21 protein-coding genes and 1 pseudogene are annotated in these 26,417 nt (G+C 54.7%); 10 read left to right on the top strand and 12 right to left on the bottom strand.

Annotated features, from left to right (window positions below):
* The 3 genes from LRK71_RS15810 to LRK71_RS15820 all read right to left on the bottom strand — a co-directional run bounded on the left by LRK71_RS15810 (position 1) and on the right by LRK71_RS15820 (position 4,490).
* Positions 1 to 1,470: a class I adenylate-forming enzyme family protein gene (locus LRK71_RS15810; protein WP_232404793.1), complete on the bottom strand. Its 1,470-nt coding sequence runs from the start codon at positions 1,468 to 1,470 to the stop codon at positions 1 to 3.
* Complete coding sequence (locus LRK71_RS15815) at positions 1,457 to 2,239, bottom strand: aKG-HExxH-type peptide beta-hydroxylase (RefSeq protein WP_232404794.1); 783 nt, start codon at positions 2,237 to 2,239, stop codon at positions 1,457 to 1,459. Before LRK71_RS15815 ends, LRK71_RS15810 begins: the two co-directional genes overlap by 14 nt.
* A gap of 1,429 nt (positions 2,240 to 3,668) precedes the next feature.
* Complete coding sequence (locus tag LRK71_RS15820) at positions 3,669 to 4,490, bottom strand: tyrosine-type recombinase/integrase (protein ID WP_232404795.1); 822 nt, start codon at positions 4,488 to 4,490, stop codon at positions 3,669 to 3,671.
* 6 nt (positions 4,491 to 4,496) lie between these two features.
* Between LRK71_RS15820 and LRK71_RS15825 the strand changes: the two are divergent.
* A pseudogene (locus tag LRK71_RS15825) lies at positions 4,497 to 4,637 on the top strand (IS3 family transposase); the annotation flags it as partial.
* Positions 4,638 to 4,976: 339 nt separating this feature from the next.
* Here the strand turns inward: LRK71_RS15825 and iolG are convergent.
* Together iolG and LRK71_RS15835 are read right to left on the bottom strand one after the other, a co-directional pair.
* Positions 4,977 to 5,987 (bottom strand): inositol 2-dehydrogenase, encoded by a 1,011-nt coding sequence (iolG, locus tag LRK71_RS15830; protein ID WP_232404796.1) that lies wholly within the window; start codon positions 5,985 to 5,987, stop codon positions 4,977 to 4,979.
* Positions 5,987 to 7,621, bottom strand: a complete 1,635-nt coding sequence (locus tag LRK71_RS15835) for a GMC family oxidoreductase (protein ID WP_232404797.1) — start codon at positions 7,619 to 7,621, stop codon at positions 5,987 to 5,989. Before LRK71_RS15835 ends, iolG begins: the two co-directional genes overlap by 1 nt.
* Positions 7,622 to 7,747: 126 nt before the next feature.
* Here LRK71_RS15835 and LRK71_RS15840 point away from each other — a divergent pair, with 126 nt between their 5' ends.
* Positions 7,748 to 9,451 carry an ABC transporter substrate-binding protein gene (locus tag LRK71_RS15840; protein WP_232404799.1) on the top strand — a complete coding sequence of 568 codons (1,704 nt, stop codon included), beginning with the start codon at positions 7,748 to 7,750 and terminating at the stop codon, positions 9,449 to 9,451.
* 51 nt (positions 9,452 to 9,502) lie between these two features.
* Here the strand turns inward: LRK71_RS15840 and LRK71_RS15845 are convergent, their stop codons facing one another.
* Entirely contained in the window at positions 9,503 to 10,492 is a 990-nt protein-coding gene (locus LRK71_RS15845) for a sugar ABC transporter substrate-binding protein (RefSeq protein WP_232404800.1), read from the bottom strand.
* Between the two features lie 263 nt (positions 10,493 to 10,755).
* Here LRK71_RS15845 and LRK71_RS15850 point away from each other — a divergent pair, with 263 nt between their 5' ends.
* From LRK71_RS15850 to LRK71_RS15865, 4 genes are read left to right on the top strand one after another with little or no spacing between them, the layout of a single operon-like run.
* Positions 10,756 to 11,709, top strand: coding sequence for an ABC transporter permease (locus LRK71_RS15850; RefSeq protein ID WP_232404802.1), 954 nt, complete (start codon positions 10,756 to 10,758; stop codon positions 11,707 to 11,709).
* Between the two features lie 8 nt (positions 11,710 to 11,717).
* Positions 11,718 to 12,683, top strand: coding sequence for an ABC transporter permease (locus tag LRK71_RS15855; protein WP_232404803.1), 966 nt, complete (start codon positions 11,718 to 11,720; stop codon positions 12,681 to 12,683).
* On the top strand, positions 12,680 to 14,185 hold the full coding sequence (locus tag LRK71_RS15860) for a sugar ABC transporter ATP-binding protein (RefSeq protein WP_232404805.1): 1,506 nt from the start codon (positions 12,680 to 12,682) through the stop codon (positions 14,183 to 14,185). The genes LRK71_RS15855 and LRK71_RS15860 overlap by 4 nt, the downstream gene beginning before the upstream one ends.
* 24 nt (positions 14,186 to 14,209) lie before the next feature.
* Positions 14,210 to 15,325: a Gfo/Idh/MocA family protein gene (locus tag LRK71_RS15865; protein ID WP_232404810.1), complete on the top strand. Its 1,116-nt coding sequence runs from the start codon at positions 14,210 to 14,212 to the stop codon at positions 15,323 to 15,325.
* A gap of 195 nt (positions 15,326 to 15,520) precedes the next feature.
* On the opposite strand, the gene LRK71_RS20590 is transcribed toward LRK71_RS15865, so the two are convergent.
* The 6 genes from LRK71_RS20590 to LRK71_RS15890 form a co-directional block, all read right to left on the bottom strand.
* Positions 15,521 to 15,661 carry an NAD(P)-binding domain-containing protein gene (locus LRK71_RS20590; protein ID WP_408636018.1) on the bottom strand — a complete coding sequence of 47 codons (141 nt, stop codon included), beginning with the start codon at positions 15,659 to 15,661 and terminating at the stop codon, positions 15,521 to 15,523.
* Between the two features lie 31 nt (positions 15,662 to 15,692).
* The gene (locus LRK71_RS15870; RefSeq protein WP_232404811.1) at positions 15,693 to 17,204 is read right to left on the bottom strand and encodes a sugar ABC transporter ATP-binding protein; all 1,512 of its coding nucleotides are present in this window, start codon (positions 17,202 to 17,204) and stop codon (positions 15,693 to 15,695) included.
* Entirely contained in the window at positions 17,201 to 18,202 is a 1,002-nt protein-coding gene (locus LRK71_RS15875; protein ID WP_232404812.1) for an ABC transporter permease, read from the bottom strand. Before LRK71_RS15875 ends, LRK71_RS15870 begins: the two co-directional genes overlap by 4 nt.
* A gap of 10 nt (positions 18,203 to 18,212) precedes the next feature.
* Positions 18,213 to 19,187 (bottom strand): ABC transporter permease, encoded by a 975-nt coding sequence (locus LRK71_RS15880; protein WP_232404813.1) that lies wholly within the window; start codon positions 19,185 to 19,187, stop codon positions 18,213 to 18,215.
* Between the two features lie 80 nt (positions 19,188 to 19,267).
* A complete protein-coding gene (locus LRK71_RS15885) occupies positions 19,268 to 20,065 on the bottom strand; it encodes an SDR family oxidoreductase (protein ID WP_232404815.1) in 798 nt (265 codons plus the stop codon).
* Positions 20,066 to 20,141: 76 nt separating this feature from the next.
* Positions 20,142 to 21,104, bottom strand: a complete 963-nt coding sequence (locus tag LRK71_RS15890) for a sugar ABC transporter substrate-binding protein (RefSeq protein ID WP_232404817.1) — start codon at positions 21,102 to 21,104, stop codon at positions 20,142 to 20,144.
* Positions 21,105 to 21,300: 196 nt separating this feature from the next.
* Here LRK71_RS15890 and LRK71_RS15895 point away from each other — a divergent pair, with 196 nt between their 5' ends.
* The 4 genes from LRK71_RS15895 (at position 21,301) to LRK71_RS15910 (ending at position 26,408) form a co-directional block, all read left to right on the top strand.
* Entirely contained in the window at positions 21,301 to 23,157 is a 1,857-nt protein-coding gene (locus tag LRK71_RS15895) for an ABC transporter substrate-binding protein (RefSeq protein ID WP_232404819.1), read from the top strand.
* 13 nt (positions 23,158 to 23,170) lie between these two features.
* Positions 23,171 to 23,980: an SDR family NAD(P)-dependent oxidoreductase gene (locus LRK71_RS15900; RefSeq protein ID WP_232404823.1), complete on the top strand. Its 810-nt coding sequence runs from the start codon at positions 23,171 to 23,173 to the stop codon at positions 23,978 to 23,980.
* A gap of 66 nt (positions 23,981 to 24,046) precedes the next feature.
* Entirely contained in the window at positions 24,047 to 25,357 is a 1,311-nt protein-coding gene (locus LRK71_RS15905) for a M24 family metallopeptidase (protein ID WP_232404824.1), read from the top strand.
* 73 nt (positions 25,358 to 25,430) lie between these two features.
* Positions 25,431 to 26,408 (top strand): thiamine pyrophosphate-dependent dehydrogenase E1 component subunit alpha, encoded by a 978-nt coding sequence (locus LRK71_RS15910; RefSeq protein WP_232404841.1) that lies wholly within the window; start codon positions 25,431 to 25,433, stop codon positions 26,406 to 26,408.
* Positions 26,409 to 26,417 lie beyond the last annotated feature (9 nt).

A 26,417-nucleotide genomic window follows, 5' to 3' on the forward strand; every position in this document is an offset into this window, starting at 1 on the left:
TCAGAGGACATGGCATATCTCCGGAGCGTTTACGATCAGCTGATGCAGGTGTGCCCTGGCGACTTTGAGACCGGATGTCTTGGGGAGCGCCTGCATCAGCACGATTTTATCCGGCCTTGTCAGTGGTGACAGATGTGCTCTCAACCGGGTTTTGAAATCACTCAGCTGGCTTGGGGCGGCTTCAATGACGGCAATGATCTGGTCTTCATCACCGGCCGCGCCAGGGCTGGAAATCACGCAGCAAAGCGCCGCGCCGGTAACCATCTGTATTTGATTTTCCAGGTCCGGCGCATTGAAGGAAACGCCGTTGCGGCACAGGTATTCCTGAACTCTTCCCACAACATACAGATATCCGTCGTCATCCAGGTAGCCGCGATCACCGGGGCGAGCGGTATTTTCATTCACCTGCGTTTCAATATGGCCGACCTCATTTGTCGGCAAGGACTGGCCTTGGTCGTCGACGATCCTGATATGATGATGTGGAAGCGGCATTCCGACGGAGTTCGAATGGCTGTCAACCTCATTCCCTTCAAGGCGGGATATTATGCCCGTTTGCGTCGAAGAATAAGTAACGCAAAGCGTGTCTGACAGGATGGACTTTGCTTCGGTCAGAGCAGGGCTAAGTAATGGGCCGCCGATACTTTGCATTTTGACCAAGCGGTCATAGCGCGGCCCATCCCCGACCAGCCCCTGGTCCTTGATGTGCTGGACCAGGCCGCGGATCAATACCGGCGGCAAGGTGACTTCTTCAGCATTCTCGTGCATAAGGGCCGCATCAAGTTCCGCATAGCTGAAAAAAACTGGAACAGTGATGATCTTTCGGCCGCTGATCGCGTTGCGGTACCAGATATAGCGTGTTCCCGGAAAGCTGAGATTGAGGCAGGAGACGGCATTTCCCCAATGGCCTCTTTCGCCACCGAGGGCCATGCGGTCAAGCGCGCTCAAGAGTTCCGCATGAGAGACGGGGTGCAGCGCCGGAACCCCTGTTGTTCCAGAGCTCATGATGAAATCTGCCGTACCACCCGGCACGGCTGGAAAAACCAACCCGTCCGAAGTGTCAGTCGCCACAACAACTCTTGGAAATTCCAAAATTCCATCGTGCTGCGCCAGCTTCCTGAAGTCCGAAAAGATATATGCAGCACGCGCCCTCGTGGCCCTCTCCATAATGTCCGAAGGCGGGCTTCTGAAATCGAGCACCAGGGGCGATACCCCCAATGCCCATAGCGCAAAAATTGCGGCGAACGCGTCAATCTGGTTGGTGTTGGCAAGCCCCACCACCTGACCTGCGGCAACGCCGTGTTCTGCAAAGGCCAACCGCGTCAACTCGATACGTGCTTTGAAGTCTGAGTATGTGAGACGCCCGATCCCGGTTCCGATTCCAGTCCCGCCGCCGACTTCGAAAAGTATGGCTTGGGGGGTGGCCTCTACCTGTTTCAGAAAGGCCGCGCCAATGGTGTCAGCAGCGTACATCTGACATCGCCCTCTGTGCGTCATCAAACAATTGTCGGCCCAATGGCGTCATACGTGCATGCCGCTGAATTTCAGTGGCACAATCCTGATAGATGATAGAAGCCTGCGTGCTTTGGCGGCGCAGCTCTTCGGCGTCCGACCCACAAAAGCCATTGTCGAGAATGCACGTCGCGGACTGCACCATGCGCGCGGACACCCAGGCGGCATGGAAAATCCCTTCCATAGGGCGCGGCGAAGACCGAAGCGGCGACGTGTACCGCTCGGTATCCTTATTCAAAAGGACCGGGTCATCAAGATGATACAAGAACAGCTTTGCATGAGAGCTTTCGTGAACCAGCGTCATCAGAACCGTTGGCAGCCTATCAATCTTGTCAGAATTCACCAAGATCGACCCGAAAGCTGCGAAGACCGTGGCACCGACAAAGCCGCTCTTCGTCGGATCTTCGTTAACGGCAAGGTAGATCTGCGGCGCGAGGAGGTCGAATTCCCTGGCCCAGTCAGGCGCGTAGGTCTGCAGCATCTCTCTTGCCAGATTGATCTTGGCAACCGCTTTCTTCGCCTCCTCGACGCCGGGCGCGTGCAGATCTGCTGTAAGCCCGGCATCATCGCAATAGGCACGACGAAGAAGGTCACATGCGGTGGGCCCCAGTTCTTTTTCAGACAGGCCGCGCACCCTGAGGCCGCTTGCCTGCACCTGATCGGGGAGCTGTAGAAATTCCAGACAGGCCCGTTCAAAGCCGGGTTCATCCTGTGAAAGCGCAGCATTCAATATCGCGTCATGGGCGGCATAAATACAGCTGTCGGGGTGCCCCTGACCAGAGAAAATACGCTTCAGTTTTTCTTCTGCCCTCGCATTGTCTTCGGGGCTGTCCCAGACCTCAAGCAGCAAGTGCCGCAACGAGGTTTCCAGCCTGTCGATTAGCCGAGTGATCGTTTCCCGAATATCATCCGCATTCGGGAGCAAGGTTGTTCCAAACTGGGTTTCCATAAGACTTACCTGGTAGATGATTTGTACTTAAATGATCCTGCTTTCTGGAGAGGTTTGCAGTTCAGCAATAACGCACCCGGGAAAGGTTCAATGCCGTTTTGTCTACCTGCTCCGGTACAATGTATGCGTCGTCAGACGTTCGTTTTTCAAGTGCTGTTTGTGGATTTGCTTCATGCTTAGGGAGAGAGGAGGACCGTTCAGGATACTTCCTGCGCATTACCGGCCTTGTTGCCAACCGCAGCACCGGAGGCGGTTATTGAGGGCGGATGAAACGCAGTTTTCTGCAGTTCGGCCATTGGCCTTCGCCACCGCAACACTTTCATTGCTGTGCCTGGCACAAATGTCGCGATTGGGCCGACTGGAGCCAACTAGCGGTCGGAATCAGGTGCGATATCGCTGCAACCACGCTGCCGCATATCCGCTTCGAGCCCATTTTAACCGATCCTTGCAATGGAAAGGGTAAGAAAGAAGTTTTCGGGAGATCCAATGACTAAGGAAACCGCCACCCTAATCGCCGCGGGCGTTGCGGCTGTAATATCGATCTTGAACTTGCTCTTAACCGCTCAAATTGCGAAAGCAAGAAGAGGTGCGCGGGGCTATTAGGCAAGCTGCGGCAGAAAACCTGAATGATGTTGGACGCTTGGTACATGAAGTTATTGCACTGAGCTATGTGCTTGCGAAGGTCAGTTCTGATCAAGCCCACAAGGAAAAACACGAGAAGGCTCGGGAAGCTGCCGACAGGCTGAAGTCAAAGCGATTGGACGTTAGGTACTCTCTTTGGGGTATTGAAGAAGGCTTGCGAACCCTTACACGAATTCCCGATTGGGTCGCACACATGCGAGTCGATACTAAGCGAAGAGAGCAACTTTTGGTTGCTGCTTCCGAATTGGGCGCAATCTTAAATGATGTTATCCGGAAGACGTACCTTACCGGAGCGGTTCCTGGCAGGTGTTCAAGATGGCGAGTTCAACGAAAAGCGGCCAAAGCAAAGTCGATTTTCGACGACTTTATAAACACCAAGGCTTGAGGCGGTGTCGCAGAGATCGGATAAATAGTCTGCATCCAGTCCATTCGGTGATGATTGGTGGATTCACCCGCGGCGAACGGCCGCTCCTGACATGCTCATGCAGCATGGTTGCTCCTCCCAGCTGACAAGTCCCAAGACTTTGCAAATGGCGCTTTCTGCGCAGAGCTGCCATAGGAAGATATGCTACCGCGTCTTCGAGAACATTAGCTCAGTTGCCCTGTCTACGCTTTCGCGGACCGGGTCCAGGTTTAGCCTGGCATAGATAGCGGTGGACTGTTGCGAGCGGTGGCCAAGCGATTTGCCGATGATATAGCCATTGGCCCCCGTCGCCGCTTGATAGCTGCCAAGTGTGCGGCGCAGGTCGTGTATGCGCAGGTTTTCAATGCCTGCTTCTGCCAAAATACGGGTCCAGGCTTTCTTGGGGTCGGCCAAGTGGCCGCTCTTGCCGGAGCCTGCAAATACATAGGGGCTGTCCGATCTCAGCTTACGTTCGATCAGCAATTCAACGGCTTGCTGCGGCAGGTGGACTGTCAGCGGGTCGGCGTTTTTGGTTTCCTCAATGCGCCAGGTTGCGGCTTCAAAGCTGATATCCTTCCACATCATTGCCAGGGTGTTTGATTTGCGCGCGCCAGTCAGCAGAGAGATCATAAAGAAATCCCGCGCGGCCTCATTGGGTTCATTCGCCAGGGCTTCAAAGAAACGGGGCAGCTCATCTGGTTGCAGGAACCTGTCGCGGCTCTGTTCACGGAATTTCTTGATCCCGGTCGCCGGGTTCACGCCCTTCCACCCCCATTCGATCCCCTTGTTGAAAATGGAACGAATGCGTTCAAGCAGGCGATTAGCCTGATATATGCCGTTTTCCTTACCGATCTTTGCATGCAGCCTTTCAACCTCGGCCCGGTCAATGCTGGAAATTTTACGGCGGAACCAGTGCGACAGATATTTGTTCACCTCGCGCTCGTCGTATTTCCACGATTTTTTATGAACCTTGGAGTATTTATCCATGTATTCACCAAAGAAGAAGCACGGCGCGATGTCTTTGAGTACATCGAACTGTTCTACAACTCAAAACGCAAGCATACGAACAACGGCTTGCTTTCGCCCGTTGACTTCGAAGAAAGACAGCTCAAACTGGAAAAGGTAGGGGTCTAGGAAACTGGGGGCACCTCAAACCCACTGTCGGGGCTGTCAGCACTGTCAGAGGCACACCGTGAAAGCATCGAATCTGACGGCTTTTCAACACGGATACCCCCAAGACTTATAAGATCCGCGCGTATCAGGGCGCGCTGTCCGCCTTCTTCGGGGGGGGGCAGTGGCTGCATAGAGAATCAGCCCCTGCAAGAAGTCGGCTGGCGTTCTGCGTTGGTGCGACACGCGCAGTACACATGTTGAAGCAAGCGGAGCGGAATGAAGCCCTTGAAAGCGCGCTTATGAAGTATTCAAAACCTGGGCCATCACGACAAAGTTCTTGGGTTGGAGCTTTTAGCCCGATTAACTTCTATGATCTAGTCTGACGACCTGTCCCGACAAGGCAGAACTCATGCATGCCAGGGCGACAGCGAGTGCTGAGCGACCATCTTCGGCTGTGGCCGATGGCGTACGATTTGTTGTCACCGCATTGTGGAATTCGTCCAGCGCTCGATAGAATGAGCTATCATAGCGTTCGAGAAAGAAATGTTTGAGCGGTTCGCGGGCAACGGTGCGGCAGTTGTCCCAGCGGACTAGATTGTCCTCCCGGTGGTTCAGCGTCTGCACCATTCCTTTGTCGCCGAATGCTTCAAGGCGTTGGTCGAATCCATAGGCACATGAGCGGGAATTGTTGATGTGAACCAGTGCGCCAGATGGCATTTTCAACGTTGTCATCGTCAGATCGAAATCGCCCTCGGCACCGATTTGGTCGTCGAACATGCAGGAGCCGAAAGCCTGCACTTCCACCGGGCGTTCCCCCGCGATCCAGCATAACAGATCTATATCGTGAATCGTGGCGTCAACGAAATAGCCGCCAGAGGCCCGAACATATTCAATGGGTGGTGTGCTGGGTTCTCTGGACCAGCTCATCAGCATATTTAAACGCCCAACCTCGCCTCTCTTGACCGCCTCGCGCAGCGCATTGTTGTCCGGATCAAACCTTCGGTTGAAGCCGAGCATGAAGGGCACAGGGTTGGCGTCGAGTGCTGCCAGGGCCTGATCCACCCGATCAAGTGACTGATCCAGAGGCTTCTCACAATAGATCGGCTTGCCAGCTTTTGCGGCTGCGATGATATAGTCGACATGCGTGTCTGTCGGGGTTGCGATAATGACCGCATCGACGGCTGAATCCGCCAACACAGTGTCCAGATCATCCATGGCCCGTCCACCATATATTTTTGCGACCTTTTGGGCAGATTCCATGCGCGGGTTGAACACCACTTCCAGCTGCAGTCCGGGGTGTGCGTTAATCTTGGGGCCATAAACATGCGCCATTCGTCCTGTCCCCATCAGGGCCAACTGCAAGGTTTTCATCAAATATTCCTCCGCGTATCTTCAAGGATCATTGCCGCTGCTTTTTCGCCAATCATGATCGAGGCTGCGTTGGTATTGCCCGTCACAATGCGCGGCATGATCGAGGCATCCGCGACCCGAAGCCCGTCGATCCCATGGACCTGCAGGCGTGGATCAACCACGGCGTCTGCGCCTGTGCCCATTTTACAGGTGCCAACCGGGTGCAGCAGCGATAGGCCATTGGCCCGACAATACGCCAGTAGTTCAGCATCTGTTTGCACATTTTCTCCGGGGGAAAGTTCGTAGTCCACACAGTCCGACATTGGGGAAGTTTCTGCAATTTTGCGTCCGAATTTCAAACCCGCGATTGCGGCGCGTTGATCGGCTTCATCTGCAAAGAAATTAAATTGGATCTCCGGCTTGTCCCGCGCAGACGCACCAGAGATCCTGACATGCCCGCGGGAGGACGGGCGCATGTGTTCTGCGAGAATAGTAAACCCGGGAAAAGGGTGAGGCTTGAGCTGTTCATCGGTGCACCATGCCATAAAGGTGACCATCATATCGGGGCGGTCAATTTCTGGACCAGAGCAGATGAACGTATTGGAATAGTTGCCATTGTCCGCAAAAGGTCCGGTGCGGAAAAGCAGATGGCGCAAAAGTTGCAACCCGCCTTTGAACTTGTTGTTATACAGATCATTGACGGTTGAATGTACCGTCGACCGGTATTCGGCACCGATACCAAAATGATCCTGCAGGTTCTCGCCAACGCCGGGCATTTCGTGTTTCACGTCGATTCCGTGCTTTTGCAAAAGCGCACCGGGGCCAATGCCGGAAAGCTGCAATAGTTGTGGTGAGTTGAATGTCCCACCGCTGAGGATGACCTCACGGCGTGCGCGGGCTTCGTGTTTGCCGCGTTTGTCGGTCCATTTCACCCCGGTGGCGCGTCTGCCATTTAGCGTGACCTTGTAGACCATCGCGTTCAACTGCAGGTCGATGTTATCTTTTGCCTTGCCTTTCAGATAGCCTGCAGCGGTGCTCCAACGCATCCCGTTTTTTGTGGTCGTTTGCACGTACCCCGTGCCTTCCTGCTGCGCCCCATTGAAATCGTCATTGTGCGGCACGCCAAGCGCTTCGGAAGCCGCGTGGAATGCTTCGCCCAATTCGTGCTCTGTGCGAATATCGGAAACTGCTACTGGCCCTCCTGTGCCGTGGAACTTGTCCGCGCCACGTTCTTGATCTTCGCAGGATTTGAAGAACGGCAAGACATCGTCCCACCCCCAACCGGTGCAGCCATCCTGTTCCCAACCGTCGAAATCTTGAGGTTGGCCGCGCATATAGATCATGCCGTTGATCGCGCCAGTGCCGCCCAACACCTTGCCGCGCGGTTGGAACAGGCGGCGATTGTTCAGATGCGGCTCGGGCGCGCTTTCATAGCACCAGTTCACCTTGGGATTGGCGTAAAGCATAGAGTAGCCCAAGGGAATGTGGATGAACGGATTGCGGTCCTTGCCGCCAGCTTCGAGCAATAGAACCGAATATCCCGCTTCACCTAACCGCCCAGCGACGGCACATCCAGCTGAGCCAGCTCCGATCACAATGTAGTCGTATTCTGTGCGCGCCATTCTTGTCTCCGCCGATAAACCTTTTGGCGACAAGTTGCACCTCGGTGGCCGATTACTGAACACGCAAATTATCAGTTTTGGACATAATTGCATCTGGCACTCTTTGTCAGGTCTGAAACCATGGCAAGATAGCTCAGGCAGGATGACAGGGGATATCAAATGACACGTGAGGAACTTCTTCGAATCTTGACCTTTGTGGATTCGAACCGAGAGCTGTCTGAAAAACGCACAAGTCTTACGACGGTGGATCCGCGATGGAACATTGTGTCTTATGCGATGCGGCGCCATCTGGAGGGGCGGCTGTTGACCGTGACCTCTGCGGCAATGGCGGCGGACGTACCCTACGGAACCGCCATGCGGCGTATTTCAGAACTTATTGACGAGGGATTGCTGCTAAAGCGCCCCAAATCCCGAACGGGCAAATCATTTTCGTTGCATCCGACACGTGCATTGATTGCCGAATTCGAAAGTTTTGCGATGCAATTGAAGGCGATGGTTGGTAATACGTTCGGTTTTACCACTGGCGACGGGGAAATGAGTGATTTCTATTTTGGTGGCTACTACATGGCATCCAAGACGTTACCCTATCCAAATGCGATGCGTGCGGGTATCGCAGTCGATCGCAGTTTTCGCATTCTCAGTTCGCTCGATCCCACCTTTCAGACACTTAACGAGTTTTCGTCCAATTTGGACGAACTTTGCGGCACCAATATGGAAATCATTAATTTGTCGCTTGATGAACTACACTGTGAGATCATGGTGAATGCGCAGCTGCCGGTTTCCAAATACGATCTGGTTGCGGTGGATTTGCCCTGGATTGGGCAACTTGCCACCGAAGGCCTGATCGAGCCCTTGGATCAAATCATGCTGGAAGAGCGTTATAACCCTTCTGATTTCCACAATGCAGCCTACAAAGGCTCATCCTGGAACGGTAACCAATATGGTTTGCCCATCCAGCCAACCGCAGAATTGCTTTTTTGCCGCTCTGATTTGTTTGCCGAGGCTGGACTGTCCGCGCCCAGGACTACGGAAGAGTTATTGTTGGCGGCGCGTGTCTTGCATCAGTCCAGTTTTAGCATGTCGGGCATTGTCATGAATTTTGGGCGCGGTACGCCGGTTGCGCATAGCTTTGTGCAGACCCTGGCGGATTTCGGTCAACCGATCATCAATCTTGATCCGATTGGTGATGATTTCAATATCACTATGATTGAAAAGGAAAACTACCGGCCTCGACTGGACAGTGATGTGGCGCGTGAAACGGCAGAATTCCTGTTGGAGCTTGTCAGTTTTTCTCACAAGGAAAGCCTGACCTGCAACTGGGATAAAAGGATCAATATTTTCTCCAAAGGCGAGGCAGCAATGACCTATGGCTGGAGCATCCGGGCCGCTGCATTTGAGTTGAACCCGGCCTCTCCGGCCCACGGAAACGTAAAATTCGTGCCTCACCCACATGGCCCGGGTGCGCGCACCGTGTCACCGATTGGAGGCTTTTCGCTCGCGATGCCTGCAGGGTTGGCACCAAAGCGCAAGGCGGCCTCTTGGAAGGTCATGGAATACTTGACCCGCCCGGAGATGCTGAAATGGTATGTGCTGAACGGTAATCTCACCAGCCCGCGGTTTTCCACCAGCGCGGACCCTGAAGTACAGGCCAGTTCGACCTTGATCAGTGAGGTGGACGCCATGGAGCGGCGCGGTGAACTACAGACCTGGCCTCGTCCACCGATCCCGGAATTCAGCAGTCTTCTTAACGTCTTGGGGGATGAGATCCATTTGATGCTACAGGGAACGCAGTCTGTGAAAGAGGCCCTGAGTAAATCTCAAAACCGGATCGACGCCATTATGCGCAAAAGCGGTCACTACTGAACAGAAAAGGCCGCGCCCGAGGACGCGGCCTTGGTTGTCATGCGGCTGCCCTTACCAGGAAGGGCGCCCGAAACTATCTACATTCTCCGGCAGAACTTTTGGCGTTTCGATACCCTGAAGCGACGGCACTTCGATCCCGTTGGCAACCTTGATTGCCGTTTGGATCGCGAGGATCGCATCATCAATTGGGCTTTGCTTGTTCGAGCCTGAGTGCCAGCCGGACTTCATCGCATCCCAACCTTCGCCGAACTGGTTACATGTCACTACCTTCACATCTCCCGGTGCTTTACCAGCGCCTTGCAGCGCGCTGATGACACCTAGTCCCATGCCGTCATCAAAAGCATATACGCCGTCGATCTGGTCGCCAAACTGGGTTAGGAAGGTTTCCATTACGGTCTGTGCCTTCTCACGATTCCACTCGGCTGTCTGGCTGGCCAGAATGTTGATGTTGGGATAATCATCGGCCATCTTGTCGAGGAAGCAGTTTTTACGCAGGATCGAAACTGAATATCCCGGCGTCCCCTCAACAACCACAATATCACCTTCGCCACCAAGCGAGTCGGCAAGCATTTCGGCAGATTGCTCGGCCTGAGCACAGTCGTCGGGACCAGTGTGACTGACGATGTAGCGACGGCCTGCTTCGCCGATGGGCGAATTCGACGTTATCACAGGGATACCTGCGCGCGATGCATTACGGATTGCAGGGATAAGCGCATTTTGTGACGTAGGCCAGACGACGAGTGCGTCCATGTTTTGGGATGCCATATCCTGAATCTGGTCAAATTGAACGGCCGGGTCGCCTTGAGGGTCCATCACTGTCGCCTGAATACCCAGTTCCTTGGTATAGGCCTCGGCGGTTTCTGCGTATTTCGCTTGATAGGCGTTTGAGCCGGGATAAAGCAAGGTTATGCCGATGCGGGTTTCCGACAGTGGTTTTTTCAATTCACCGCCTAACCATTCTGGCGCGTCCTCTGCAAATGCGGCACCTGCGCTGAATGCCACAGCGGTGGCGAGACCGAGTGCTTTGGTCCAATAAATCATGAGTTCCTCCTCTGAATGCCACCATTTTTCCAGTGCGTGACCCCCGTTGGCAGCATTGGCGGGGTGCTTGTCCTCAAGTGTTCTGCAGATCACAACAGCGCTCAATCGTAGAAATATCCAAATCTGATTTTTCCACATTGGCTTTAGTAGCACGATCGCAAGTCCGCGCGCTTCAAAAAGGTCGAAAGATTCATTTTGGATAAATCGGCCGTATCTCGTGAAATATGGGTTGCCTATCGTTGGATCAGGGAGGACGTTTTACTATGCAGCAATCGATCAATACCGTCCTAAGACGTCATGGGCTGATTTTGGGCTTTCTCGTATTTTTGGCAGCGGTTGCCCTTAGTGCAGATGCATTTCTGACGCCGGGCAATATCCTTGATGTCCTACGGCAGGTTTCAATAACAGGAATGATGGCGCTTGGCGTGACTTTTGTCGTGTTGACGGGGCGCCTGGATCTTTCGGTGGGGTCGCTTCTGACGCTGCTCACCGTGATTGTTGTGGATCAGCACAACATTGCAGGGCCCTTTCCAGCGATTATCATGACGCTCGGTGCGGGGATACTCATCGGTGCATTCAATGGGATTTTGGTGGGGTTTGTCGGATTGAACGCGTTGATCGTGACTCTGGCAATGTTATCATTTTTACAAGGGCTTGTGCTATTTTACTCGGGTGGTTCCAACGTGAATGTGCAGGACGCGCAGAACACCTGGTTTGCCGTCTTTGGACGCGGTGATTTTCTGGGCCTACCAGTTCCGGTGATCCTTTTCCTTCTGGGTGCGATCATTGCCGGACTCGTGCTTCAATACACGACCTTCGGACGCCGCGTTTACGCTGTGGGCGGCAATGAAACCGCAAGCGTCTTTTCCGGGGTGGATGCCCGCTGGACTGTGTTCTGGACCTATGTGCTGTCGGGCCTCACCACTGGGTTCGCGGCGATCATCATGGGGAGCCGAGTTATGGGGGCACAAAACACGATCGGGCAGGGGTATGAGCTGACGGTTCTGGCCGGTGTGATCCTTGGCGGTACGTCGTTGCTGGGTGGGTCTGGAAGCATCTGGCGGACGGTGATCGGCATTTCGATGCTTGGTTTTATCCAAAATGGTCTGCTGCTGCTTGGGTTCGCCTACTATGTGCAGTGGCTTGTGACTTGGGCGGTTATCATCATTGCGGTTTGGATTGATCTGGGCGCAAAACGCGGGAGGGTTTTCGCATGAGCCACACTATGGACTCTCGGCCGAACAGGGCGTTAAGCGCGGCGCTGTCATGGCTGCTAAGAAATCACATCTGGGTGTTTCTGGCACTTACGGTGGTGGTGTTTTCGGTGGCCAGCCCGTATTTTTTGACCGTTCACAATATTGGTAACATTTTAACCCAAGGCGCATTTATCGGTATTCTTGCCATTGGCATGACCATGGTCATGATCGACGGCGAGATTGACCTGTCGGTTGGTGCAATTCTTGCGCTGGCCTCGGCATTGGCGATCGGATTGCAGGATCATATGGGCGTCTGGCCTGCAATCTGTCTTGGGCTGTTGTCCGGGGCCGCGCTGGGTTTTGTGAACGGCACTCTGGTCGCTCTGTCAGGCATGCATTCCTTTGTGGTGACACTTGGCGCGCTTATTGGCATTCGTGGGCTGGTGTTTGTCTATACCGGTGAAAATGCCCTGATGGTGCAGGATTTCAGCTATACTGAAATTCCGGAAATCTACATTGGCCCAATCTCGATTACTGCGATCATCTTTTTCGCGATGGCGCTATTTTTCCAATGGGTGCTGTCAAGCACGCGCCACGGGCGCGAAACCTATGCTGTGGGCGATAATATCGAGGCTGCGCATGGCGCTGGCATCAACGTCAAACGACACAAGATCATCAATTTCACCATTTGTGGCACACTCGCGGCGGTCTGCGGAATCCTTCTGTCGATGCGACTTGGCACGGCCGAACCCAATGCTGGCAAGGTTTGGGAGCTTTGGACAATCATTGCCGTTGTTCTGGGCGGCATACGTCTTCAGGGCGGATTTGGCAGTATGTGGATGACCATTGGCGGCGTGCTGACACTGGCTGTCCTGCGCAATGGGCTTCGTTTGCTCAATACACCTAACTACGTTGAGCTGATGGTGATGGGCGCGGTACTTGTGCTGGCGCTGGTATTGGACAAATTGCTGAACCATGGGGGAGATGAGCGATGAATGCCGCTATTCTTAAGGTTAAGGGTATCACCAAGGTGTTCCCTGGGGTCAAAGCGCTAGACAACGTCAGCTTTGATATCCGTCCCGGAGAGGTTCATGCGCTGGTTGGGGAAAACGGTGCAGGGAAATCGACCCTGATGAAGGTTCTGGCCGGGCTACACAAACCTGATGGCGGAGAGATCATCTATCAGGGTGAGCCGATACAGGTGGCGGGACCGCTGGATGCAAGACAAAAGGGCATCCTGCTGATTCATCAGGAACTGTCACTGTCGCCGGAATTGTCAGTTGCCGAGAATATCTATTTGGGGGCTTGGCCGACCAATCGGTTTGGTGTGCTGAAAAAGCGTGAGCTGCGCCGCGATGCATCCCGCGCGCTTGAGGCACTGGGATGCGGGTTTGGGCCCGATGTAAGGGTAGGGACCCTTTCTGTTGCCATGCAGCAAATGGTCGAGATTGCGCGTGCCGAGGCCTTTAGCGCGAATGTCGTGATCTTTGATGAACCGACCGCATCGCTGACGGACAACGAGAAAGATCAGCTGTTCCAGACCATACGGGGGTTGAAAGCGCGCGGTGTGGGCATTGTCTATATCTCGCATAAGATGGACGAGATTTTTGACATCACCGACAGGATCACTGTGTTGCGTGATGGTCAAGTGCAAGGCACGGTAGAGACCCAAGACACCGGTCTGAACCAGGTTACGCGCATGATGATCGGGCGTACGCTTGATGCCTATTTCGTCAAGGCTAAGGAAATGTTCGGGGCAAAAGTGCTGTCTGTCGATGGTCTGAGCAAAAATGGTCAGTTCAGCGATGTTTCTTTCTCGGTTCGCGAAGGTGAAGTTCTTGGGCTGTACGGCCTTGTCGGTGCGGGACGCTCGGAATTGGTTGAAGCCATTTTTGGTGTGCGTCGCGCTGACGCGGGCACGATTTTTTGGAAAGGTGCGCCGATCGAGCTTCCCACCCCGCGTCAAGCCATCGATATGGGCATGGCACTGGTTCCTGAAAGCCGTAAGGAACAGGGGTTGGTCCTGATGATGGGGGGACGTGAAAACACCTCGCTGCCGCATCTGAAACAGTTTTCCGAAATGGCTGTAATGAGCCGGTCGAAGGAATTGGCCACCTATGAGAAATACCAATCGGCGCTTGCGATCAAGACGACCGGACCGGATCAGGCAATGTCGCAACTGTCAGGCGGCAACCAGCAGAAATTCGTGCTGGCGAAATGGCTCTGCGCTGAGCCCAAGCTGATCATCCTTGATGAGCCAACACGGGGCATTGATGTGGGGTCCAAATCAGCGATCCACGAATTGATCGCCGAGCTGGCGGAAAAAGGGCTGGCCGTAATCGTGATTTCTTCGGAAATGCCTGAGGTGCTGGGCGTCAGCCATCGCGTTTTGACCATGTCCGAAGGCGCCGTCGTGGCTGAGTTCAAAGGCGACGACATGACGGAAGAAAACCTGATCGACGCCGTCTCTCATCATCGCGGTTCTGACGCGGCTTAGGCCAAAAAACAAAGAGGGCAAGACATGGGTAAATCGGAGATCGGGATAGGACTTGTTGGGTCAGGCTTCATGGGACGTTGCCATGCGAATGCGTTCCGCTCTGTTTCAGGCCTGTTTGATGTGCAGGCTGAACCGCGCTTGCGCGTGCTGGCGGATATCAATGATGAAATCGCACGCGATGCGGCGCAAACTCTTGGCTTTGAGCAGTCAACCGGAGATTGGGCAACGCTTGTCAATGATAAGGGCGTTGATATCGTTGCTATCACTGCACCGAATATATTTCATGCACCGATTGCCTTTGCTGCGATCAAGGCCGGTAAAACGGTCTACTGCGAGAAACCGCTTTCAACCACAGCAGCCATCGCACTGGAAATGACCCAAGCCGCCGAGGCCGCAGGCATTGTGACCATGGTGGGCTTCAACTTTCAGCGCAATCCGATGATAAAATTAGCGCGGGAGATTATCACATCGGGCGAGATTGGTGAGGTTACAGGCTTTCGTGGGCGTCACGCCGAAAACTACATGTTCGATCCGAACGTGCCCCATTCTTTCCGTACGGATATTCAGGGCGGCGGTGCTTTGGCCGACATTGGCAGCCATATTATCTCGATGGCGCGTTATCTGCTGGGGCCAATGGCAGAGGTTCAGGCGGATTGCCGGACAATCCACCCAACACGGCCCAAGTCCCATCGTACGACAGAGCGCGCGGCCGTTGAGGTTGATGACATGACCCATGCGCTGGTTCGCTTTCAATCCGGGGTGAGCGGCAGTCTGGAGGCCAATTGGGCAGCGACTGCGCGCACGATGGACCTGTCTTGGGAAATTACCGGTACAAAGGGAGCACTGGCGTTCACCCAAGAGCGTATGAACGAGCTTGCCTTTTGGTCTGGTCAGCCCGGACGGAGTGGCTACACGAAAATAGAGGCAGGTCCGGCGCATCCGCCGTACGGCCAATTCTGCCCGGCACCGGGCCATCACCTGGGGTTTAACGACCTCAAGGTGATCGAGGTGGCCGAATTGCTGGCTGCGCATAGTGGTGGTGTTACCTGTGGCCCCGATTTTCGCGAGGCCTATGAAGTTCAAAGAACCGTAGAAGCGATGCAGCAATCGCATGCAAGCAGGCAGTGGGTTTGCCTCTGAGGCTGGGGCACACCTTTGGTGCTTTGGTGCTTTGGTGCGGGTGTCCTTTCCCCCAAAGCCGGGCCGCTTTTTCATGGCTATGATCCCGCGTAGATTCAAAAGTGCACTCTGCGAAATCAAATGCGGCAGGTGTCGACAAAAAGGGTCGTCAAGATCCGCGTGCTGTCCATAGTGCGCCACGGCGGATGATCTTGGTCACTTTCGCGGCCTTGTCGCCAACTCGACGAGGCTGTTAGTGACATCGCAGCCGACCTCGCGGGCGAAGTCGGCTGCTTCATTGAGCGTGCGGTTCCAGACCGTAACCTCATGCCCGGCTCGCACCAGATTGCGCACCATATGTGCGCCCTATTCGGCCATCAGACGCGCATCAGGCGGCTTTGTCTGAAGACAATCCGGAAATGGCTTGTATCAGGCTTTCCTCAGTGACTTCTTCTGACGTGAAAGTTCGCATTACCTTGCCCGAATACATGGCCACGATCCGGTCGCTCACATGCAGTACCTCTGGCATCTCTGAACTGATCACGATCACCGCGTATCCCTGCGCCGCCAAGTCACGGATCAGATTGTGGATTTCGGCTTTTGAGCCCACATCAATGCCACGCGTCGGTTCATCCACAATCAGGACGCTGGGGTGCATGGATAGCCATTTGCCAATGACAATCTTTTGCTGGTTTCCGCCTGATAAGTTCCCAACGATTTGTTTCCAGCCGGGCGTGCGGATATCCAGCTTGTCGCGATATTGGTCAAAGATCGCAACTTCAGACCCTTCAGCCACGAAAGGCCCGGCGGTCAGATCATCGACCTGCGGCAGGGTCATGTTGTCTCGGCAGTTCATGCCCAGAACCAGCCCTTGGCCTTTGCGATCTTCTGGGACCAGCGAGATGCCCTTGGAAATTGCATCGGCTGGGGAGTTGATCGTCGTTTCCACCCCATCAAGCAGGACCGTGCCGGCACTTGGGTCACGTAAGCCAAAGAGGGTTTCGGCAATTTCGGTCCGTCCGGCGCCGACCAGACCGTAAAAACCCAGAACCTCGCCGCGGCGCACTTCGAAACTGACGTCGGTATACAGATTGCCACAGCTAAGCCCGCGTACTTCTAGCGCGACATCGCCCAGTTCATGGTGGCTTTCGTTGCGACTCAGGTCGAGCGAACGGCCGATCATCAGTTGTGTGATGGATTCTTCGTTGGTGTCGGCCGTGTTCACGGTGCTGCGATAGCTGCCATCGCGCAGCACGCTGATGCGATCGGTGATTTTGAAAATCTCTTCCATCCGGTGCGAGATATAGACGATGCCAACGCCCTGCGCCTGTAGGTCGGAAATGACTTCGAACAGCACCACTTTTTCAGCATCGGTCAAAGACGCTGTTGGCTCATCAAAGATCACAGCTTTGGCTTCAACCGTCAGAGCGCGCGCGATTTCCACCATTTGCTGGTTGGCAATTGACAGATCCCCCACAATGGTTTTCGCGTTGAAGCCCACTTTCAACTTGTCGAGGATAGCATCGGTGCGCCTGTAAAGCGTGTCCCAATCGACCATGCCAAAACGTTTGCGAGGTAGCTCGCCGAGGTAGATGTTCTCGGCCACGGAAAGCTCATCCGCGAGGCTAAGTTCTTGGTGAATAAAGACGATCCCCTTGGCTTTGGCATCTAGCGGAGAGGACATCACCGAGGGTGCCTCGCCAACAATAATCTGGCCCTCATCTGGTTGATAAATGCCTCCGAGCACTTTCATCAACGTCGACTTTCCGGCACCGTTCTCGCCCATCAGGGCATGAACTTCGCCGGGCATGATGTTAAGCGACACGCCATCAAGGGCACGTACACCTGGGAAAGTTTTGACGATGCCCTCCAGGCGCAGGACGGGTGTTTGATCAGTCATACCTTCAACTCCTCTTTACCTTTTATGTTCAACTGACGGTCCAAGAAGAGCACTGCGATCAGAATGAGGCCGATCACCAGATTGACGGTCGAAGTGTCTGCGCCGATATGGCTTAGGCCTTTGCGCAAAAGTTGGATCGCAAGAACGCCGCCAAATGTGCCAACGATAGACCCTGCGCCGCCGGTCAGTTTGGTGCCGCCAAGCACAACGGCCGTGATTACCCAAAGTTCGTAGAGTTCCCCGTCGTTCGGGTTGACCGATCCGCTTTCAGAGTAGAACACAACGGCAGACAGTGCCGACAAGAAGCCGATGATCATGAAATTGATCATTATATGTGGGCCGACGCGGATACCCGCATTGACTGCAGCTTCGCGATTGTTGCCAATGGCATAGGCGTTGCGTCCGTGCACCGTGCGGTTCATCAGGAACCAGATTGCGGTGGTTGCGATAAGCAGGAACCATGTCGGCGTGTGCAGCCCCAAAAATTGCGCCTCGGCGAAATCCACTAGTGTCCAGTTGAGATGGCTGGTGGGCTGCTCACCGTTGTACATGAATACCAAGCCGCGATAGCCCAGCATCGAACCCAGCGTCACGATGAAGGCGTCCACGCCGGTTTTCCAGACGATTAGCCCGTTCAATGCACCTAGCAAGACGCCAACCAGCAAAGCCAACGCCCAAGCCACAGGAATCACACCATCGCCAAGCGTTGCGAACATGGGCCATGTCATGCTGTCCAACAATACAATGGCGCAAATGGCATAGATCGCACCGACGCTCAGATCGATGTTCCCATTGACCATGATGATCGTCATGCCCATCGCGATGATCCCGATGGGCGCCGATTGCTTGAAGAGCAGCAACATGTTGTCGGCATCCATGAAGGCTTTGTCAGAGAGCGACAAGAATTCGCCCGCGATGGTGAAGAAGATCAGTTCAAGGACGATAAAGCCCCAAATCGCGCCGCTCTTCAGGTATTTGCTGTATTTGCCGGTTTCCATGTTCAATACCTCACGCAATTGGTGACCAGAGCTTGCCGCGCTTGGCAGCGATATCGAGCCAGACAGCAAGGATGATGATGACCCAAGTCACGACGAACTGGACGTAGAATTGCAGGCCAACGAGCAGCAGACCGTTCTGGATGAACCCCAGAATGAGCACGCCAATGACGGTTTTGAAGATCGTACCGGACCCGCCAAGCAGCGAGGCTCCGCCAAGAATGACGGCTGCCAGCACTTCAAGCTCAAGCCCTTGGCCAACAGTGTTCTGCGAGCCCAGTGACCGGCTGGCTTGAATAAGCCCAGCTGTTGCGACGCAAAATGCTGACAGGATGTAGCACATGAAAACGACGCGCGGCCTGCGGATGCCCGAGAATGTTGAGGCCACGCCATTGCCGCCCACCGCATAGACTTTGCGTCCGAAAGGTGTTTTCGACAGCAGAATTCCCAAAAACGCTGCGAGCAGGACGAAAATCAGGATCGGCACGGGAATACCCAGGGCGCTGCCCTGACCGAACACGCTGAACCAGGTGCCTTCCTTGTCGATGATATCCATGTTTTTGCCGCCCGAATAGGTCAGCGTCAGACCATGGATGGCCGAGAGCATGCCAAGCGTGACAATGAGTGAATTGAGCTTGAGATAACCCACAAGAAACCCGACGAAAGCCCCGAGACACAGCGTCATGGAAAACATCAAAGGGATCGCCATGGTCGGCCCGATCTTGTCGTGCAGATCCAGCACCACAATGGTGGAGAACGACATCATCGATCCAACTGAAAGATCAAGATTGCCGCTAATCACCACAAAGGTGACCCCCAGCGCCATAACGCCCAAAATGGCCGAGGAGCGGATAACGCCCATGATATTGTCGGGATCGAGAAAGCGGCCGTTAGCCAGCGCAAACCCGATCATAAACAAAGCGAAGGCAATCAATATCCCCTGACGGGCCAGAAAGCTTCCGATCTGTGCTTTAGTAACGCCTCCCATGCGCCCCTCCCTTGTAGCACCATGTCGGTGCAAAATCGTTTGTAGAGCGGCGCGCCTTCAAAGCTGTTGCGCAGCCTTTATCAAACCAATGTCATTCCGCCGTCGATCATCACGATCTGACCGGTCATATAGTCGCTGTCCTTTGAGGCGAGGAATGTAGTCGTTCCCGTTATATCCTCTGGCTTGGCCACGCGGCCCTTGAGAATCTCGGAAGAGAATTCGTCCATCGCCTGTCCCGGTTTTTCCGAGGCACCGATTTCCATCAGAGTGCGGTCGACTTCTTCCCACATCTCGGTTGCCACTACGCCTGGCGCGAACCCTGTAACGGTGATATCATGTTTTGCCAGATCGCGTGCGCCTGACTGTGTCAGAGCAACAACACCGAACTTGCTGGCACAATAGGGGGCGACGTTGTCAAACCCCTGACGACTGGCAATCGAGGCGGTGTTGATGATCTTGCCCGGTGTTCCCTGCCGAATAAACTGTTTCGCGGCTTCCTGCATCCCGATAAGACACCCCAGCCCATTGATCCGCATTATGAATTCCCAATTTTCCTCGGTCACATCGAGAAAGTTCATTGGTTTGTTCACGCCCGCATTGTTAAATTTGACGTCGATCTTACCAAAGGCGTCCACTGCCTTGTCAATCAAGGCGCGCACCTGTTCGCGCTCGGCGACATCGACTGCCGCCCAAATGACTCTACCGCCGCTTTGGTCGGCCCGGCCTGCATTGGCCTCTACCACTTTTGCAACCAGATCGCCGTTGATATCTGCAAAGCAAACGTCGGCACCTTCGTCGAGCAGAGCTTCACCAATCGCGCGGCCAATACCGCGTGCAGCTCCTGTCACGATGCATGAACGTCCCGTTAGACGGCCCATGGCACTCTCCCCGAATGTTTGTAATTTTTAGAAATTCTGGGCGCGGTGCTAAGCCGCGCCCACTACGTCGTTTGTCTTAGAAGACAGGCTTGGTGAACTCGCTTTGGTTACCCTGAGTGATCTTCGGCGTGTCGAAGTAGTTCAGGAAAGGCAATTCTTTGCCGTTCAGAATGTCGAGGGCTGTTTTTAGAGCCGCTTCGGCGTCATCAACAGGTGACTGGTAGATGGAACCCCAATACTCGCCGCGTTCCATGGCTTCATAGCCAACCGCGAAGTTCGTAGCGCCAACAAAGATAATGCCTTCGCGACCTGCTGCTTTCGCCGCGTTCAGTGCGCCGACGCCCATGTTGTCGTCGCCAGCATAAACGCCGTCGATGTCGTCATACTTGACAAGGAAGGCTTCCATGACTTTCTGGGATTTCTCACGGTTCCAGTCACCTGGCTGTGTGTCGACGATTGTCACGTTCGGGCAAACTTCTGGCAGACGATCGTCAAAGCCCTTGGCGCGCTCAATTGCTGTGGTGTAACCGGGCTGGCCAGTAATGTGCACAACCTGCGCTTCGTTTTCGATGCCCATGGCCTTGAACTTGTCACACATGATCTCGGCAGAGCGTGAGCCTTGCGTGATGTTGTCAGGACCGGAGAAGGATTTGACGAATTCAAAGCCGGCTTCGGCAATGTTAGAGTTTGTTACGACGACAGGGATACCAGCCTTGTGGGCCTTGCGAACAGCTGGGATTACGGCCTCGCCGTTGGTTGGCCAGATGATGATTGCGTCGACTTCTTGCTGGATCAGGTCTTCCATCTGAGCGATCTGACGCGCAACATCGCCGCCCGCGTCAAGCACAACGGCTTCAACGTTGTCATTTGCTTCTGCTGCCGCGATGAACGCTTTTTCATAGGTCGTCTGGTAGCTGTCCACGCCAACGTTGTTCTGCGTGATACCGATCTTATAGCCGCCGTGGCCGTCAGCAAATGCCGCGCCTGCAAGCGCCAGAGTGGCTGCTGTGGTTGTGGCCAAAATATTGCGAAGTTTCATTTTAGATCTCCTCCCAGGTTGCCCCTAATTAATCTCGACCCTCGACCCTCCTCCGGATCGGGGAATCATTGGCCTCTGCCGAATGACTGGATGAGAGCATGCAGGTTCAGCTCACAGCAAAATCCACCCAATATATCCGATATGAACATTTGAACGTCCAAAATGGATATTTGTCGAGTACACTTTGGACGCCAGAATGAACATTCTTAAGGGAGCTTTGAAGATGAGCGATTCTGATTTGTCCAAAATGAACATCAAGTCAAACCAGAACAGGCGGCATCCAAACCGCAATGATGAGAGCAAAATGAACGTCATGGGAACGAAATTCGAGCAAACACCGTCTTCGCCCCAGGCGAGGACCGAGATGCTTGAGTTCATGGCGTTTCTTCAGGATTTCAATAACGAGTTGGAAACAACGCTGGACCTTATTGCGCCGAACCCTTTCCTCAGAATGGTCCTGCATCTTCTTGAGGCGCATTTTGATGGCAAGACGGTAACGCCGACCTCTCTTATCAGCGCAAGCCGTGTGCCCTACGCAACCGCGAACAGACGCCTAAAAGATATGCATGACGCGGGTTTGATCGAGCAGCGCCCGCGTACGCAGAGCGGGAAAAGCTTTTCGATGCACCCAAGCGAAAAGCTTCTTTCCCAGTGGGTTCAGCTTTTTGGCCGCTTGCGTCGCCTTGGCGAAGCGGAATTTGGTGGCCAGTTAGGAAACCCGGAAACCAAAGACTATTATTTCGGCGGAAGTTATGCTTCTGCCCGCTCTATCCCACCATTGCGCGCCCTTTCAAAGCCACTGAAACTGGCGGGCGGTATCAAGGTGCTCGTGCACGGCGATCCCACCTTCATGATTATGGACAATCTCAAGCGCCGGTTTGAGCAGGTCATAGGCACCCAAATTCACCAGCGCGCGTTTTCGATTGATCGCCTGCGCGAAGAGGCTTTGCGCAACGCGCAGCGGACAAATAGCCAATATGACATTATTGCGGTGGACTTGCCCTGGATCGGGGAGTTTGCGGAAAAATCCGTTTTGATGCCCTTGGATCAAGCAATGGACATCGCCCAGCTGGACCCGGCGGATTTTCACACCGCAGGATGGAAGGGTGCGCATTGGGGCGGACGCCCCTATGCGGTGCCAGCGCAAACCACGCCAGAGTTGCTGTTTTATCGCAAGGATCTATTTGCAAAGGCTGGTTTGACGCCGCCATCCACAACGGATGAGTTATTAAGCTCGGCTCAGGCGCTGCACGATCCACGGCATGGGCGCTACGGCATCGCCTGGAATGCGGCGAAAGGAACGGCATTGGGGCACACCGTTCTTATGACAATAGCGGATTTCGGTCAGCCGGTGCTGAACATGCCCGAGATTGCGGGCGGCTACGGAACCGATGATCTGGCCAGCGGAAGCTACCGCCCTACCATCGACACAGAGCGCGGATTGCAGGCAGCAGAGTTTTTGATGAAACTCATGGAATACTCACCGCCCGATATCCTGTCGATGTCCTGGTACGAACGGGTGCGCCCCTATGCTTCGGGCAAAATTGCCATGGCCTACGGCTATACTTTATTGGCGCCATACTTCGAATTGGACGAAACTTCGCCTGCCTGCGGGCAAACCGGATATCTGCCACACCCTACGGCTGCGGGCATTGATCCGATTGCACCAGTTGGCGGTTATGTGATGGGCATACCTGCGAATCTGGCCCCGGAGCGGGTTCGCGCCGCGGTCGAGGCGCTGCTTGTCTTCACGTCTCCCGAGGCGCAAAAGCTTTACGTTCAGAACGGAAGTTGCACCATTCCACGCTATTCGGTTGGTGCTGATCCAGATGTGCGGCGCATTTCGCCAATTTTTGAGGCTGTCGATGCCATGTCATGGCGCGACGAGCTGCAATATTGGCCACGCCCGCCAGTGCCAGAGATTTGCGACATCATCCAGATCTGCGGCGAAGAATTTCACGACATGCTGCGCGGAATCGTGTCCCCGCGCGAGGCGCTGCGCCGATCTCAGGGCCGTGCGGATGCGCTTTTTCAACCCAATCAATCGCCATAACAGGAGAAAGACCATGGACCCCAATCGTCTCAAAGGCAAAAACGTTCTGATCACCGGTGCCGCACGCGGCATGGGCGCTGCCAACGCCGAAAGTTTTGCAGCCCAAGGGGCGAATGTCTGTATTGGTGACCTTGATGGTGTCGAAGCCCAAGTCATGGCCGACAAGATCAACGCTGCCGGAAACGGTAAGGCGATTGCCGTGACAATGGACGTGACCAAGCGCGAAGACAACGCTGCGGCTGTCGCTGCCACCGTTGAGGCATTTGGCTCTATTAATGTCGGTCTGTTCAATGCCGGTCTCAACAAGCCTCGTTTCTTCATGGATATCGATGAAGACAACTGGGACATGATCATGAACGTCAACACCAAGGCGATGTGGCTGGGCATGCAGGAGACGGCGCGCCAGATGATCGCCCAGGGTCCGATGGAAGATCATCCATACAAACTGATCAACGTGGGCAGCATCGCATCGCGCAAACCGCTGGTTGATGTCACCGTCTACTGCACGTCGAAATATGGCTGCCTTGCTCTCACTGAATGCGGCGCGCTCGGGCTGGCCGAGCACAACATCACCGTGAACGGCTATGCGCCTGGCGTGGTCGTAACACCGCTATGGGAACAGTTGGACAAAGACCTGGTCGAAATTGGCTTCAAAGAGCGCGAAGGTCAGGCTTATGACGACATCGTCGAGAACAACCTTGTGATCAAGCGCGTCTCCTACCCCAAAGATATCGTGGGCACTGCGTCGTTCCTCGCGTCAGACGACAGCGACTACATGACTGGCCAGATGATCTCGATCGACGGTGGTTGGGTCACGAAATAGACCCGCGCTCCCAAAATTTTCAGCAACAAACCGGGTAGGCTTGACCTCACCCGATAGGAGATTTCAATGTCAGAACGTCCGGGCAATGCCCTTATGCCAAACCTGCTCACCCCAATGGATCTTGAACCGAACTGGGAATGGCGCGACAAGCTGCCAGCCCATGGCCACATGTCCGTGGATTTTGAACGCCGCATCGACCACGATCGCCTGCGTCGTTACCGCCTTGCGCGGACTCGTCAGTCTCTTAAGAACTCGAACGCGGGCACGCTGCTCTTGTTTGATGTGAACAATATCCGCTACGTCTCGGCCACCAAGATTGGCGAATGGGAACGCGACAAGATGTGCCGCTTCTGTCTGTTGACAGGTGACGACAGCCCCTATGTCTGGGATTTTGGATCAGCAGCAGAGCATCACAAGCGGCATTCCGACTGGCTGGAACCCAGCCACTGCCTCGCCGGCGTTGTCGGCATGCGCGGAACCATCCCGCCAGAATTCGGCTTGATGCAGAAGTATGCCAAGCAGATCGCCGGTTTGATCCGCGATGCCGGTATGGCCGATATGCCCGTTGGTGTGGATTACGCTGAAACGGCAATGTTCCACGCGCTGCAGCAAGAAGGGCTCAATGTGGTCGATGGCCAGCAGATCATGTTGGCGGCACGCGAAATCAAGAATACGGATGAAATCCAGCTTTTGACCCAAGCCGCTGCCATGGTCGATGGCGTCTATCACATGATCTACGAAGAGCTGAAACCTGGCATCCGCGAGAACGATATCGTCGCTCTGTCCAACAAAATGCTCTACGAGATGGGCTCTGACGATGTGGAGGCGATCAACGCCATTTCTGGTGAACGCTGCAATCCGCATCCGCACAACTTTACAGATCGCCTTATCCGCCCCGGCGATCAGGCCTTCTTTGATATTCTGCAGTCTTATCAGGGCTATCGGACCTGTTATTACCGGACCTTCAACGTGGGCCGTGCGACACCGTCGCAAAACGATGCCTACGTGAAGGCGCGTGAATGGATTGATGCCTCTATCGCGATGATCAAACCGGGCGTGAGCACTGACAAAGTTGCCGAAGTTTGGCCGACAGCCCAATCGCTTGGCTTTGCGAATGAAGACCAAGCCTTCGGCCTTCAGTTCGGTCACGGCCTCGGTCTGGCGCTGCACGAACGGCCGATCATCAGCCGCGCGGTCAGCATGGATCACCCGATGGAGATCAAGACCGGCATGGTCTTTGCACTGGAAACCTACTGCCCGGCGACTGACGGATATTCTGCTGCACGGATTGAGGAAGAAGTCGTCGTCACCGAGACAGGTTGCGAAGTCATCAGCCTATTCCCGGCCGAAGAACTGCCGATCGCCAACCGCTACTGACCGGCGGACGAACCCTGCTCTGCATGCTCTCCCTATTCAGAGCAGGGATCACCCTATCGCCCAAGAGGACATCATGGCCAAGACCAAGACCAACACCGAAGATTACCTGCGGATGTACAAGCAGATGGTCCGCATCCGTTCTTTCGAGGACAATGCCAACCAGCTTTACCTTTCAGCCAAGATGCCGGGGTTGACCCATATGTATTCCGGCGAAGAGGCTGTCGCCGTCGGTATCTGTGAAGCGTTGACAGACGATGATCGCATCACCTCGACGCACCGGGGCCATGGTCATTGCGTGGCCAAAGGCGCGAACTTCAGAGAAATGTTCTGCGAACTCCTAGGCAAGGAAGAAGGCTATTGCCGCGGCAAGGGCGGCTCGATGCACATTGCGGATCAAAGCCACGGAAACCTTGGGGCCAACGCGATCGTTGGTGGCTCGATGGGGATCGCCACAGGCTCCGCGCTTCGGGCGAAATTGCAAGGTGCAGACGATGTGACGGTTTGTTTCTTCGGCGATGGAGCCACCGCGCAGGGCCTGCTTTACGAGGTGATGAACATGGCCGCGTTGTGGAACCTTCCGGTGATCTACGCTTGCGAAAACAACGGCTACTCCGAATACACCAAAACCGAGGAAATCGCCGCTGGCTCAATCACTGCGCGCGCCGAGGCTTTTGGCATCGAGGCCCATCAGGTCGATGGGCAAGATGTTATGGCCGTCAACGAACTGACCCAAAAGCTTGTCGCGCGTGCGCGCAAAGGCGAGGGCCCGTTCTTTATGGAACTGATGACCTATCGCTATCACGGCCATCATGTAGGCGACATCAACCGCGAATATTACCGTTCCAAGGAAGAAGAGCTTGATTGGAAGGAAAACCGCGATCCGATCATCAAATTCCGTGGCTGGCTTGTAGAGCAAGGTATCGCCTCTGAGGGCGAGATCGAGGTGATGAATGCCGAGATCAAGAAAGACGCCGAAGAAGCCGTCGAATATGCGCTGGCCGCGAAGTACCCCGCCGAAAGTGAAGTCGACATGCACGTGTTTGCGGATTGAGGAGATCAG

Origin of the sequence: Pseudophaeobacter flagellatus (genome assembly GCF_021228235.1) — a bacterium.
Classification (GTDB): domain Bacteria; phylum Pseudomonadota; class Alphaproteobacteria; order Rhodobacterales; family Rhodobacteraceae; genus Pseudophaeobacter; species Pseudophaeobacter flagellatus.

What these genes read in the sequence shown, in the direction of transcription:
- LRK71_RS15860 (WP_232404805.1), top strand. Translation starts at nt 12,680, where the DNA reads ATGAATGCCGCTATTCTTAAGGTTAAGGGTATCACCAAGGTGTTCCCT.
- LRK71_RS15855 (WP_232404803.1), top strand. Translation starts at nt 11,718, where the DNA reads ATGGACTCTCGGCCGAACAGGGCGTTAAGCGCGGCGCTGTCATGGCTG.
- LRK71_RS15885 (WP_232404815.1), bottom strand. Translation starts at nt 20,065, where the DNA reads ATGGGCCGTCTAACGGGACGTTCATGCATCGTGACAGGAGCTGCACGC.
- LRK71_RS15905 (WP_232404824.1), top strand. Translation starts at nt 24,047, where the DNA reads ATGTCAGAACGTCCGGGCAATGCCCTTATGCCAAACCTGCTCACCCCA.
- iolG (WP_232404796.1), bottom strand. Translation starts at nt 5,987, where the DNA reads ATGAAAACCTTGCAGTTGGCCCTGATGGGGACAGGACGAATGGCGCAT.
- LRK71_RS15890 (WP_232404817.1), bottom strand. Translation starts at nt 21,104, where the DNA reads ATGAAACTTCGCAATATTTTGGCCACAACCACAGCAGCCACTCTGGCG.
- LRK71_RS15895 (WP_232404819.1), top strand. Translation starts at nt 21,301, where the DNA reads ATGAACATTCTTAAGGGAGCTTTGAAGATGAGCGATTCTGATTTGTCC.
- LRK71_RS15870 (WP_232404811.1), bottom strand. Translation starts at nt 17,204, where the DNA reads ATGACTGATCAAACACCCGTCCTGCGCCTGGAGGGCATCGTCAAAACT.
- LRK71_RS15850 (WP_232404802.1), top strand. Translation starts at nt 10,756, where the DNA reads ATGCAGCAATCGATCAATACCGTCCTAAGACGTCATGGGCTGATTTTG.
- LRK71_RS15900 (WP_232404823.1), top strand. Translation starts at nt 23,171, where the DNA reads ATGGACCCCAATCGTCTCAAAGGCAAAAACGTTCTGATCACCGGTGCC.
- LRK71_RS15840 (WP_232404799.1), top strand. Translation starts at nt 7,748, where the DNA reads ATGACACGTGAGGAACTTCTTCGAATCTTGACCTTTGTGGATTCGAAC.
- LRK71_RS15845 (WP_232404800.1), bottom strand. Translation starts at nt 10,492, where the DNA reads ATGATTTATTGGACCAAAGCACTCGGTCTCGCCACCGCTGTGGCATTC.
- LRK71_RS15910 (WP_232404841.1), top strand. Translation starts at nt 25,431, where the DNA reads ATGGCCAAGACCAAGACCAACACCGAAGATTACCTGCGGATGTACAAG.
- LRK71_RS15865 (WP_232404810.1), top strand. Translation starts at nt 14,210, where the DNA reads ATGGGTAAATCGGAGATCGGGATAGGACTTGTTGGGTCAGGCTTCATG.
- LRK71_RS15820 (WP_232404795.1), bottom strand. Translation starts at nt 4,490, where the DNA reads ATGGATAAATACTCCAAGGTTCATAAAAAATCGTGGAAATACGACGAG.
- LRK71_RS15810 (WP_232404793.1), bottom strand. Translation starts at nt 1,470, where the DNA reads ATGTACGCTGCTGACACCATTGGCGCGGCCTTTCTGAAACAGGTAGAG.
- LRK71_RS15875 (WP_232404812.1), bottom strand. Translation starts at nt 18,202, where the DNA reads ATGGAAACCGGCAAATACAGCAAATACCTGAAGAGCGGCGCGATTTGG.
- LRK71_RS20590 (WP_408636018.1), bottom strand. Translation starts at nt 15,661, where the DNA reads ATGGTGCGCAATCTGGTGCGAGCCGGGCATGAGGTTACGGTCTGGAAC.
- LRK71_RS15880 (WP_232404813.1), bottom strand. Translation starts at nt 19,187, where the DNA reads ATGGGAGGCGTTACTAAAGCACAGATCGGAAGCTTTCTGGCCCGTCAG.